The sequence below is a fragment of the Streptococcus sp. HMSC065E03 genome (genome assembly GCF_001815045.1).
Classification (GTDB): Bacteria; Bacillota; Bacilli; order Lactobacillales; family Streptococcaceae; genus Streptococcus; species Streptococcus parasanguinis_AD.
The window spans coordinates 213,744-224,878 of the sequence record NZ_KV818853.1 but is presented as its reverse complement, the minus strand read 5'-3'; the positions used below and the strand labels follow the sequence as shown (position 1 = coordinate 224,878).

Here is an 11,135-nt window from a genome sequence, read left to right as displayed (position 1 = left end):
GCAGTTCTTGGTGGAATTATCTTCGTCAAGCACGGATCTTATCAAAAGACTACCGTGTTATTCTACCCACTTTGAATGGCCATGGTGAAGAATACAAACTTGATTATGTTTCTACTGAAGATTCTGCTTTGGAGATTCTAGACTATATCAAATCAAACTGTGGTGGGAAATTGTTTGCGATTGGTGGTGTTTCACTTGGTGGTCAAATTTCCATGGAGCTTTTGTCTTTAGACAGTGAAATTGCTGAGAAGGCCATCATAGATGGAAGCCTCTGTATTCCTCAACCAAGGTTAGCTAAAATCAGCATCTTTCTAGTGTCTCTATTTGGTAAACTGATGTTCAATAAATTCTCTTGCAAACTTCAATTAAGCATGATGAACAAACTCTATCCTAAACTGGCTTATCCAGAGGAAATAAAAGCATATTATTTGGAGGATCTGCCAAGGACGCCTATCAAAACATTGGTGACCATTTACAAAACCTATATGGGGCGTTACAAGCTGAAGGATACGATTTCTGCTAGCAAAGCTCAGGTTTTGTATATCTATGGTGAAAAAGAATTAAACTGTGTGAAAGCATCGGCGAAATTATTTCATCAGCTACATCCAAATACGATCCTGTATGAAGCAAAGGGCTATAACCATGGCTATCTATCAGCTTACCTGCCTCAAGAATGGGTTGATTTGGTTGAGCCATTTTTAAAGAGTGATCCATTGGAAATCTGATATGCTGTAAGGAGGAATCTTATGCTAGGAGCAATAGTAGGAGACATTGTAGGTTCTGTTTACGAATGGGGCAATATTAAAACGAAAGACTTTCCATTATTTCGTGAGGATTGTTTTTTCACTGACGATACGGTTATGACCTGTGCTGTGGCAGAAGCCATTATGAACGGTGGTCAGAAGGATGACTTTATTGATGCCATGAAGAAATATGGCAGAATGTATCCCGATGCTGGGTACGGGCCTAGGTTTAATACGTGGATTCAAAGCAATGATGGTTCCCCTTATAATAGCTTTGGCAATGGCTCTGCCATGCGTGTTTCTCCTTGTGCTTGGGTGATGGATTGTAGTTTCTGTGCCAGAACAGGAGCTTGGCCGTCCAGAAGAGCTCTTGCACGACTTTCTGCAGAGGTGACTCATAACCATCCAGAGGGTATCAAAGGAGCTATGGCGACGTCTGATGCTATCTTTCTGTGTCGTTATTACTTTGGAGGCTATTGTGGCGACTACGAGCAACCAATCAATGATCATCCTACAGAGTGTAAAAGACGTATAAAGGAATACATAGAGAAAGAGTACGGATATAACCTTTCTCCATCACTCGATGACATTCGTCCTAACTATCATTTCAATGAAACCTGTCAGGATACGGTACCTCAAGCCATCATTGCTTTTCTTGAAAGTACAGATTTTGAAGATGCGATTAGAAATGCCATCTCTCTTGGTGGGGATAGTGATACTCTTGCTGCTATCACAGGAAGTATAGCAGAAGCAGCTTATGGCATACCTGATTGGATTAAGGATAAGGCCTATACCTATCTTGATGAGCCTTTAAAGGATGTCCTCAGACGATGGGAGCAAGAAGTTTCAATAACATAACAGAGATTAGATAAAGACAACTAAAAACGGCAAAGCGACGAGATAGGAAACAATCTCGTCGCTTTTTGCTTAAAAGTTAATGTTGCTATGGATTTATTCAGGCACCTAGTTAGATTTTTGCTGATTCAAGAGGAGGATACAGGATATTACTGCAATACAGGATACAAGAATCAGATACCAAAGATTTTCAAGACCAAAACCATGATTGACCATCAATCGGAATCCCCAAAAGGCTGGGAAAAGACGCCCGATTGCTTGAAGAAAATCAGGTAGTAAGTTGCTAGGAAACATGATTCCTGAGAGCATAATTGAGGGTAAAAAGACAAGTTGCGCTATCATGGTAAGCTTTGCTTGATTTTTTACAGTAAGGCCCAGTATACTTCCGATACTCAACGATACGAAAATGTAGATGCCCAGAGCGAGAAAGAAAAGGGGAAGTTGACTCGGTAGACTTGCTTTAAATAAAATTGGAGCAAGCAGTAGGATCACTATGCAAGTCATTATCAAATGAACAAAGGCAGAGAGAACCATGGTCACCAGTCCTAAGTGAATAGGCACACCATTTGCTTTATAAATCTTTTTTATGTCGCTTCCGAATGTTTCAATCAAGGAAGGCGGTAAGCCGAGAAAGGCCCCCATAGAAACACTCAGGACAATCATTGACTGAATGAGTGTACTACCCATTTTAGGCATAACGGAAGTAAAAATACCACCCATGAGAAGAAAGAAAATAAGCGGTACAATATAGTAAGTAACCAAGAGAGACTTACTTCGTATGTCCAATTTCCACTGTAATGCTAGGCTATATAAGAATCCTTTCATTCCGATCCCCTCCTTGCCATTTCGATGAAATGCTGCTCCAGTGTGCCACGATCAACCTTGATATCCAATATCTGGATATTTTTGTGTTTGCATTCTTCCAATAATGAAATCAAAGTGTCCTCGATCGTATCTGTTTCAAAAGATTCCTCTCCGTCCCGGGTCTTTAAATGGATGAAATATTTTCTTCCCAACCTGTCTGTTAGTTCTGAAGGAGTACCACAAAAGACGATCTTTCCACTATTCAAAATAGCAATGCGGTCACATAAGGTTTCAACTTCGGCCATATCGTGGCTTGCCAAAACAATTGTCTTGCCCTGTGATTTGAGCTTTCGGATTTCTTCATGGAGGGATAGTCTTCCTTCAACATCAAGTCCCGCTGTCGGTTCATCGAGAAAAATAATATCCGGATTACTGATAAGTGCAAGAGCAAGATGTAATCTTCTTTTTTGACCGGTGGATAATTCTATGTATTGCGACTCCTTCATTTCTTTTATGCCAAGGGCCTTTAGCATAGCATTATCAATGTATGTATGATTCCATTTTGCAAAGAGCTTTATGGCTTCTATCGGTTTGATGTGAGCGGGTAGAGAGGAGGACTGTAGTTGAATTCCGGTTTTCCCGTTTACAACGATAGTGCCTTCGTCATATTTTCTCAGACCTTCGATACATTCAAGCGTTGTTGTTTTTCCAGCTCCATTCACTCCGAGCAGAGCAAAGATTTCTCCTTGTTTGATTTGAAAATCGAGACCTCTAAGAACCATATTGCTACCATAACTTTTCTTTAATCCAGAAACCTCTATTGCGTCTTTCATGGTTCTACCTCCTCAAGGGGATTGGTTCCAAGCCTTGAAAAATAGACTTGTAAAGCAGGCCCTAAATAATCATTAACGATTTTTTGCTTTTCTTCCCAAGCGTTTGAGGCGGTATCAATATTCCCTATTTCCATCAACTTCGGAAGCATGCTCATATCACCATTTGTAAACTCCATAATCAAACTCCAGTATTCTTGCACAACCTGTTGGCATTGTTCGCTTTCAGCTGGTACATTTTCTTTCTGAAGCTCTACGATTTGATCACTTAGGCGGTTCAACCTATCCATAAAATCTTGCCCGCTTTTTTTGTCAAATCGACTGCGTATCTGGTCGAGCGTATCATCATCAAAGCGCTTAATGAGAGAGTAGGAGTCATTCTTCATCTGTAGATTGACAATAATGTCTGCATACTTCTTAAAATTGACCGTCTGTATTTGTAAAACTTCTGCCTTTAACTGCTCTATTGCGACTAAAGAATCCTTAAGTTGTTCAATATTTTTACGAAGAATATCTGCTTGCTCTGTAAGAGCCTTAGCAACATCATCAGGTGTTTTCAAAGAGATCAAACGCCCCTTTATATCCTTGAGAGAAAAGCCTAATGATTTTAATGATAGAATCTGATGGAGTAGCACTATATCTTTATCGGTATAAAGCCTGCGACCTCCCTCACTTTCTGCCGATGGGGAAAGTAGCCCCTCTTTATCGTAATATTGTAGAGTACGGATGGTAATGCCCATTTTCTTAGCAAGTTCCCCCACTGTCATAAATCCTTCCGGAATTGCTCTATATTTAGCCATCATTACCCACCTCCTCATACCTATTATACATCGTTACGTAAGGTCATGAACAAGGATTTTTAATAAAATTTAAACTGTAAATCTTTTAGCATTAATGAAGAATCTCATAAAAAATATAGACTTGATGAATTGGTGAGCTTGTTTTCTATTTCAAAAGGTTATTTGGTCCAATAATAAATATCTGATATGTGAGTGGAAACGTGTTATAATTGAGGATGAGACAAGAGGAGGTAAGCTGGTGAAATTTTTAGCAATCAATCCTATTTAGTAAAAAGAATGCTTGAATCTCTATCCTCACGTGTTGAGTATATTAGTTTGCTAAAAAACTATCTTCTATCTAAATATTGAAAGGATTAAGGATGTATCTATTAGAATTTTACCAAAACAATTATTCAAAAGATTTAGTCGTGTTTGATTCTTTAGAAGAGGGAAGAGCCTTTGTAGCGCAAATCCCGGGATATACTTTAGAAAAAGAAGATAGTTTTGATGTGGAGTATTTTAATCCAAAAAATCTACCGGATTATATGGAGATTGTCTTCAATGGAAATATTGTCCCTTTATCTAGATTTTCGTTTAATTCTGAGGAAAATGTGGACATTATTTGGAAAGAAATTTCGAATCTATCCGTTAAAAACGATAAAATGATCGAAGGAGCTACAAAAGTAGATGCATATGTCGTGAATAACGATGAAGTGAAAGCTTATGTCGAAGCACGAGAAGCAAACTTCCGCAAGGCAAAAGTATTTCTAGAAAACAAAGGGTATGAAGTTGACAGAAGCTTTTTCGGAAGTGAAGACGGCGAAGCGATTCTCTACAGAAAACGCGGCACCGAAGATTGGCACTTTTTGTGTCACTTAGACCCGCTGTTTGTAGAGATTGAAGATGTAGAAGGATATGTCAAAGAAGAGATTCAATCGTTAAACTAAAGAACGTTGCGAAGGCGTGACGTGAGTTATATTTAAAAAGACTTCTATTTTGCTAGATGGTGGAATTAAGGAGAAATTTTTGACCTTAAAACAAATTAAATTTAATCCTTTTAAACACTGGGGAATCATCAGCGACTTGTATAAGCAGTCCTTCCCAAAGGAGGAGCGAATTCCCTTCTTTGGACTTGGCTCTTATCATTGAGAAAAATGGATTTACACTGTGTCCCTATCTCATTCGTGAATTAGGCGTTGACTTTGCTCTTATGAGCCAGACAGGGCAACTAATTCCATTCGACTATCAGGATATCTTTGACAATTTCTCTTTTGGACTTGGAGATGTATCGATTCGTCCGATAAATTAATAAAACGTACCTTACCAAAATTGTACTGAGCTAAAAATGTTATCTAATTGAGAAAAGAACAAAAGTTTTGGTCTATAATATAGATATTTTCTAGCACCACATGTGGAGGCGGTATCACTGCTTGTACGAGCCTAGAAAATATGTAGAGGGAAAAGCCTTGATTGCAGGGCTTTTTATTGTAAGTCATTTTTATTTTTAGTTGAATACTTTTTCTTTTATATGTTAGAATGTATATACAAAATGTATTTACAAAAGGAGTTTTTAGTATGGCAAAGACACAAGCGGTAAATTTTCGAGCAGATTCGGTATTTTACCAAAAAACGAAAGACATCTTAGCAGACGAAAAAATTACGGTATCAGATGTTCTCAATGCAGCACTTAGAAAAATTGCCAATAGGACAGTTGATGCAAGAGAATTTGTTTCTAGTGATGTGCAGGATACGCAGTATCAAGTGGCTTTTGAGGATTTAAAGAAGGAAATTTTAATCGGGCATCAGGAAATTGCGCAAGGTAAAGTCACTTCTGTAGCAGATGTGAGAAAGGAATTTGGTCTTGACTAAGTTGAAACGCTATCAGGTTTTTCTTGCGGATCGAGCTAAGCAGGATATACGAGAAATTCACGACTATATCGTTATGAATTTTTATAGCCAACAATCTGCGGATGGGAAAGTCGATTTGATATTGACTGCTCTTGAAACCTTAGAAATATTTCCAGAAGCATGTCCACTTGTGTCTAGTAGAGGTTACGGTGAAATGACTGACGATGGGAAAACCTATCGTTATATGCCAATAGAGAACTATCTCGCATTTTATTATATTGAGAATCATACAGTATTTGTTGCTCGTATTCTAAGTGCAAAACAAGATTGGGTGAAGATTTTCTATAAGTAGATTTAAGAGTCGGATGGACATAGACTTTCAAGACAAGTATGGTATTGGCAATATGAGACATTTGGAAGGGTATCAAATATGAAATTTCATGAATTTGGTGATAAAAATTTGCCTCCCATTTTATTGATACACGGTGGCGGAAGTTCATGGTGGAATTATCTTAGACAAGCTCGTCTCCTGTCTCATAATTACCATGTCATTTTACCAACACTCAATGGCCACGGTGAAGAATATCAACTCGATTATGTTTCTACGGAAGATTCTGCTTTGGAGATCCTAGACTATGTCAAAGCAAACTGTGGTGGAAAGGTGTTTGCGATCGGTGGCGTTTCACTTGGTGGTCAAATTGCCATGGAGCTTTTGTCTTTAGACAGCGAGATAGCTGAGAAGGCCATCATAGACGGAAGTCTCTGTATTCCTCAACCAAAGTTAGCTAAAATTAGCATCTTTCTAGTAGCTCTATTTGGTAAATTGATGTTCAGTAAAATCTCTTGCAAACTTCAATTAAGCATGATGAACAAACTCTATCCTAAACTGGCTTATCCAGAGGAAATAAAAGCATATTATTTGGAGGATCTGCCAAGGACGCCTATCAAAACATTGGTGACCATTTACAAAACCTATATGGGGCGTTACAAGCTGAAGGATACGATTTCTGCTAGCAAAGCTCAGGTTTTGTATATCTATGGTGAAAAAGAATTAAACTGTGTGAAAGTATCGGCGAAATTATTTCAGCAGCTACATCCAAATACGATTTTGTATGAAGTAAAGGGCTATAATCACGGCTATTTATCAGCTTACCTGCCTCAAGAGTGGGTTGATTTGGTGATACCATTTTTAAAGAGTGATTCATTTATAGTAAACTGAACCAAAAATAGTACATAATCTTCAACACGTTATAAAAACCTTGAAATCAGTATGTTTCAAGGTTTTAAGTACTCTTACGGATAGCATTGGGAACATCTAACTTTCTTGAGGAGTAAAGTTTGTTTCTCAATATAGTAATCGTTAAATTGTGTCAAAGCGTTATATGATATGATAATTCCAAATAGTCCTTTGGGCTTTTTATGGCATTGTGATATTCTCTAAGAATACGAGATTGCTTCAATAATTTACAAAGTTATGTGGATTTCTCATAGCTTTTTTACTTTCTTCCTTGACAATTGAGCAAGTGTTCAACTATAATGATAATAGTTGAGTGGTTGTTCAACTGAATCATCGATTATTGAGGTATGAGATGTAATTTTTCTTCTCTATCACCAGTAATGCAAGCTTTATTAGCTGGCTTATTCAACTGGTTTTGTACCCTTATCGGTGCTAGTTTGGTCTTTTTTGTCAAAACCATTCATCAAAAATTCATGGATATGATGATGGGCTTGGCAGCGGGCATTATGACGGCAGCGGCAGTCTGGCCTTTGCTTGTCCCTTCTTTGGACTATAGCCAGTCAATAGCTGCGAACAGATTTTACTGGTTGACGACGGCTGTTGGTTCTATTGTCGGGGGCTTATTTATCCGCTTTATTAATTATTTGGTTCCCGACCTGCATTTGAATCATCAGATGAGTGATAAGGAAGGGATTTTGAATCCCAAAAGACCCTTATCAAAGACCATGCTGCTTTATCTGGTGGTAGTGTTTCATAATATACTAGAGGGCTTAGCAGTTGGTGTGGCATTTGCTAGTGTGGCAAATCTCGCAACTAGACTTTCCTTTACGTGAATGAGTGCCCTTGGATTGGCCTTGGGAATTGGCATCCAAAATATTCGAGAAGGCTCTGCCTTGTCCTTGCCACTACGGGTAGAAGGGCGAAGTAGGAAATCAGCTTTCTACTATGGCGCCATGTCAGCGATTGTTGAGTCGATTGCAGCTGTTTTAGGGGCCTATGCTGTTATGTCTATGACCCAGCTACTACCTTATGCTCTCTTATTTGCGGCGGGAGCCATGATTTATGTTGCAGTGGAAGAACTTGTGCCAGGTGCTCAAGAGCACAAGAATACCGATATTGCGACAGGTGGGGTTATGGCCGGATTTCTAATCATGATGTTACTTGATACAACTTTAGTATAGGAGGAATAGAAAATATGTCACAGTGTTTAACAGCTTGTAATCCAGATTTAATTCAAGGGGTCCATGAGACGGAGTTTGATACCGTTACATTGCTAAATATGTCCAATTTTTTTAAGGCGATTTCTGACCCAACTCGTTTGCGGATTTTACAAGCAGTACGGCAAAATCCAATTTGTGTCGGAGACTTAGCGATTGCGTTACAGATGACCAAGTCTGCTATTTCTCACCAACTACGCTATCTGCGGGACTGCCAATTGGTCAAGGGGGAGAAAAAAGGAAGGATGACCTATTATGAACTTGCGGACGATCATGTCGCAGCAGTCTTGTCTTTGACACTGAAACATTTGAAAGAGGAAAAACATGAAGAAAGAGTATGAACTTCGAGGAATTGACTGTGGCAATTGTGCTGCTAAGATTGAACGTGCTGTCAATCAATTGGAGCAGGTAGAATCTGCCACTGTCAATCTGATAGCTCAAAAGCTGATTTTGGAAACAAAAAGCGAAGATGGGATAGATAAGGAAATTATTGACTTGGTGGATGCTATTGAACCTGGAATCGAAGTTATCAGTGAGAAAAAGGAAGAGGCACTTCCAGAAAAACGAGATTGGGCGAAAGAGCTGCTACTTGCTGTTATGATTCTATTTGCCTTCGGCTTTTTCCTGCCAGAGGAGTATTTCTGGATTCGTCTGGTCTATTATCTGACCCTATATATCATTATCGGCCATAAGGTTCTTATCAAGATGGTTCAAAATATTCAACGTGGTAATCTTTTTGATGAAAACTTTTTGATGAGTATCGCGACCTTAGGAGCCTTTCTCTTGGGAGAATTTCCAGAGGCAGTAGCCGTCATGCTTTTTTATCAGATTGGGGAGTATTTCCAAGATAAGGCCACCTCTCAATCTCGTCAGTCCATTGCACGATTGATGGATATTCGGTCGGATAAGGCTTGGAGACTAGAGGGGGGAGAAACCGTTCAAGTAGACCCTGAAACAGTAAGGGTTGCGGACCATATTTTAGTTAAGCCTGGGGAGAAGGTGCCCCTAGATGGTCTGGTCAGAGAAGGTCGTTCTATTCTGGATACGTCAGCCTTGACAGGAGAATCACTGCCTAGGGAAATTGGCGTTGGTGAGGACATTACAAGTGGTGTGATCAATTTGACTAGTCCATTGGTAATTGAAGTGAGTAAGACTTTTTCGCAATCAACGGTCAACAAAATTTTGGAATTAGTTGAAAATGCAAGCAATAAAAAAGCGGAGACGGAACGGATGATCACACGTTTTTCGCGTGTGTATACACCAGTGGTTGTCGGAATCGCTTTTCTGCTTGCAAGCCTGCCTCCCTTGCTTGGTTTAGGGGAGTGGTCGACTTGGCTTTATCGGGCACTTACCTTTTTAGTCATTTCTTGCCCTTGTGCTCTTGCGGTTTCGGTACCAATGAGTTTCTTTGGCGGGCTAGGGGGAGCATCTAAATTAGGTGTCTTAGTGAAAGGTGGGAATTATTTAGAGGCTCTTGCCAAGTTGGATACGGTCGTATTTGATAAGACGGGGACAATTACAAAAGGTATCTTTGCGGTGGATACCGTTGTCAACGCAGAAGGTGTCGAGGATGATATTCTGTACCTCGCTGCCCATCTGGAAAGCTATTCCAATCATCCAATCGCAAACTCTATTCGAACAGCCTATGGACAGGAAGTGGACGAGAATAGGGTGAGTCAGATTACCGAGCTACCAGGGCAGGGCATGTCCGGTAGGGTAGATGGCAGACAGCTCTATCTTGGGAATGCTAGATTAATGGAAGTTCAAGGGATTGCTTATCCAGCTATTGACAGCACAGGAACAGTTCTCTATTTGGCAGAGGACAGTCATTTTCTAGGCTATTTCCTTATCACAGACCAAGTGAAGGAGACGAGCATCGAGGCCTTGAAGGATTTACAGGCAGTCGGAATTAAAAAGACGGTTCTCCTTTCAGGCGATCGTCAGGCAGTGGTTGATGAATTTGCACAGCAATTTGCCTTTAATGATGCATTTGGAGATTGCTTGCCTCAGGATAAGGTGAGTACATTTGAGGAAATTCTGACTCAGTCTCAGCAGGCTGTTGCCTTTGTTGGAGATGGGGTGAATGATGCACCGGTTCTTGCTAGGGCAGATGTTGGTATTGCTATGGGAGGGCTAGGTTCGGACGCAGCCATTGAATCAGCAGATGTTGTACTGATGGATGATGACCTTGGAAAACTTCCTCAAGTCATTCGACTGGCAAAAAAGACAGTCAGAATAGCCCAACAAAACATGACCTTGGCTATTGTAGTTAAACTAATTTTCTTGGTTCTAAGTGGATTGGGAATTTCTAATATGTGGGAGGCCATCTTTGCAGATGTTGGTGTAACGCTACTAGCAGTATGGAATGCATTGAGGGTCTTGAGGATAGATACCTCCACTTTGTCAAAGTAAGTGAACTGATGTTAGTATGATTTTATGGACACGTTTTGGTAGAATAGTATCTAACCAAAGGAGATGTCCAAATGAGCCAAAAATATACCAAAGAGTTCAAGGAAACTAGTGTTCAATTACATGAAGCAGGACACGTGGAGTGTGTAGCTTTGCTTCTACGAGCTGATTAAACAAGGATTTAGCAAGTGAAAGTCCTAAAGTAAGGAGTTTAAACATGAAATTCCATGAATTTGGTGATAAGAATTCGCCTCCTATCTTGCTGATACATGGCGGTGGCAGTTCTTGGTGGAATTATCTTCGTCAAGCACGTATTTTGTCAGAAGACTACCGTATTATTCTACCCACTTTGAATGGCCACGGCGAGGAATATCAACTTGATTATGTTTCTACGGAAGATTCTGCTTTGGAGA

General features: G+C 39.8%; 13 protein-coding genes and 1 pseudogene. 11 read left to right on the top strand and 3 right to left on the bottom strand.

Annotation, left to right across the window (positions count from 1 at the left end; all coding sequences use genetic code 11):
• The coding region (locus HMPREF3002_RS07775) for an alpha/beta fold hydrolase (protein WP_070665984.1) at window positions 1-725 on the top strand (725 nt) is incomplete at its 5' end.
• A gap of 21 nt (window positions 726-746) precedes the next feature.
• Window positions 747-1,601, top strand: a complete 855-nt coding sequence (locus HMPREF3002_RS07770) for an ADP-ribosylglycohydrolase family protein (RefSeq protein ID WP_070665981.1) — start codon at window positions 747-749, stop codon at window positions 1,599-1,601.
• A 105-nt stretch (window positions 1,602-1,706) separates the two neighbouring features.
• On the opposite strand, the gene HMPREF3002_RS07765 is transcribed toward HMPREF3002_RS07770, so the two are convergent.
• From HMPREF3002_RS07765 to HMPREF3002_RS07755, 3 genes are read right to left on the bottom strand one after another with little or no spacing between them, the layout of a single operon-like run.
• Window positions 1,707-2,423 carry an ABC transporter permease gene (locus HMPREF3002_RS07765; RefSeq protein ID WP_049472760.1) on the bottom strand — a complete coding sequence of 239 codons (717 nt, stop codon included), beginning with the start codon at window positions 2,421-2,423 and terminating at the stop codon, window positions 1,707-1,709.
• Window positions 2,420-3,235 (bottom strand): ABC transporter ATP-binding protein, encoded by an 816-nt coding sequence (locus tag HMPREF3002_RS07760; RefSeq protein ID WP_049472761.1) that lies wholly within the window; start codon window positions 3,233-3,235, stop codon window positions 2,420-2,422. Before HMPREF3002_RS07760 ends, HMPREF3002_RS07765 begins: the two co-directional genes overlap by 4 nt.
• Window positions 3,232-4,035, bottom strand: coding sequence for a MerR family transcriptional regulator (locus HMPREF3002_RS07755; protein WP_173019380.1), 804 nt, complete (start codon window positions 4,033-4,035; stop codon window positions 3,232-3,234). The genes HMPREF3002_RS07760 and HMPREF3002_RS07755 overlap by 4 nt, the downstream gene beginning before the upstream one ends.
• A gap of 356 nt (window positions 4,036-4,391) precedes the next feature.
• On the opposite strand from HMPREF3002_RS07755, the gene HMPREF3002_RS07750 reads away from it, so the two are divergent.
• From HMPREF3002_RS07750 to HMPREF3002_RS07710, 9 genes and pseudogenes are all read left to right on the top strand, one after another.
• Entirely contained in the window at window positions 4,392-4,958 is a 567-nt protein-coding gene (locus tag HMPREF3002_RS07750; RefSeq protein ID WP_070665977.1) for a hypothetical protein, read from the top strand.
• Window positions 4,959-5,137: 179 nt separating this feature from the next.
• Window positions 5,138-5,320: a hypothetical protein gene (locus HMPREF3002_RS07745; protein WP_002890497.1), complete on the top strand. Its 183-nt coding sequence runs from the start codon at window positions 5,138-5,140 to the stop codon at window positions 5,318-5,320.
• A gap of 266 nt (window positions 5,321-5,586) precedes the next feature.
• Window positions 5,587-5,880: a type II toxin-antitoxin system RelB/ParD family antitoxin gene (locus HMPREF3002_RS07740; RefSeq protein WP_004182883.1), complete on the top strand. Its 294-nt coding sequence runs from the start codon at window positions 5,587-5,589 to the stop codon at window positions 5,878-5,880.
• Window positions 5,873-6,211, top strand: a complete 339-nt coding sequence (locus HMPREF3002_RS07735; RefSeq protein WP_004182882.1) for a type II toxin-antitoxin system RelE/ParE family toxin — start codon at window positions 5,873-5,875, stop codon at window positions 6,209-6,211. The genes HMPREF3002_RS07740 and HMPREF3002_RS07735 overlap by 8 nt, the downstream gene beginning before the upstream one ends.
• A 78-nt stretch (window positions 6,212-6,289) precedes the next feature.
• Window positions 6,290-7,078 (top strand): alpha/beta fold hydrolase, encoded by a 789-nt coding sequence (locus HMPREF3002_RS07730; RefSeq protein WP_070665974.1) that lies wholly within the window; start codon window positions 6,290-6,292, stop codon window positions 7,076-7,078.
• Between the two features lie 365 nt (window positions 7,079-7,443).
• A pseudogene (locus HMPREF3002_RS11355) lies at window positions 7,444-8,277 on the top strand (ZIP family metal transporter).
• Window positions 8,278-8,291: 14 nt separating this feature from the next.
• Window positions 8,292-8,654 (top strand): ArsR/SmtB family transcription factor, encoded by a 363-nt coding sequence (locus HMPREF3002_RS07720; RefSeq protein ID WP_002890511.1) that lies wholly within the window; start codon window positions 8,292-8,294, stop codon window positions 8,652-8,654.
• Entirely contained in the window at window positions 8,638-10,725 is a 2,088-nt protein-coding gene (locus HMPREF3002_RS07715) for a heavy metal translocating P-type ATPase (protein WP_002890512.1), read from the top strand. The genes HMPREF3002_RS07720 and HMPREF3002_RS07715 overlap by 17 nt, the downstream gene beginning before the upstream one ends.
• Window positions 10,726-10,939: 214 nt before the next feature.
• Window positions 10,940-11,135, top strand: a 196-nt coding sequence (locus HMPREF3002_RS07710; RefSeq protein ID WP_141754509.1) for an alpha/beta fold hydrolase, incomplete at its 3' end; no start/stop codon positions are given.

Coding starts and splice junctions, on each gene's coding strand:
- HMPREF3002_RS07760 (WP_049472761.1), bottom strand. CDS start 3,235: ATGAAAGACGCAATAGAGGTTTCTGGATTAAAGAAAAGTTATGGTAGC.
- HMPREF3002_RS07770 (WP_070665981.1), top strand. CDS start 747: ATGCTAGGAGCAATAGTAGGAGACATTGTAGGTTCTGTTTACGAATGG.
- HMPREF3002_RS07740 (WP_004182883.1), top strand. CDS start 5,587: ATGGCAAAGACACAAGCGGTAAATTTTCGAGCAGATTCGGTATTTTAC.
- HMPREF3002_RS07765 (WP_049472760.1), bottom strand. CDS start 2,423: ATGAAAGGATTCTTATATAGCCTAGCATTACAGTGGAAATTGGACATA.
- HMPREF3002_RS07750 (WP_070665977.1), top strand. CDS start 4,392: ATGTATCTATTAGAATTTTACCAAAACAATTATTCAAAAGATTTAGTC.
- HMPREF3002_RS07715 (WP_002890512.1), top strand. CDS start 8,638: ATGAAGAAAGAGTATGAACTTCGAGGAATTGACTGTGGCAATTGTGCT.
- HMPREF3002_RS07755 (WP_173019380.1), bottom strand. CDS start 4,035: ATGATGGCTAAATATAGAGCAATTCCGGAAGGATTTATGACAGTGGGG.
- HMPREF3002_RS07730 (WP_070665974.1), top strand. CDS start 6,290: ATGAAATTTCATGAATTTGGTGATAAAAATTTGCCTCCCATTTTATTG.
- HMPREF3002_RS07720 (WP_002890511.1), top strand. CDS start 8,292: ATGTCACAGTGTTTAACAGCTTGTAATCCAGATTTAATTCAAGGGGTC.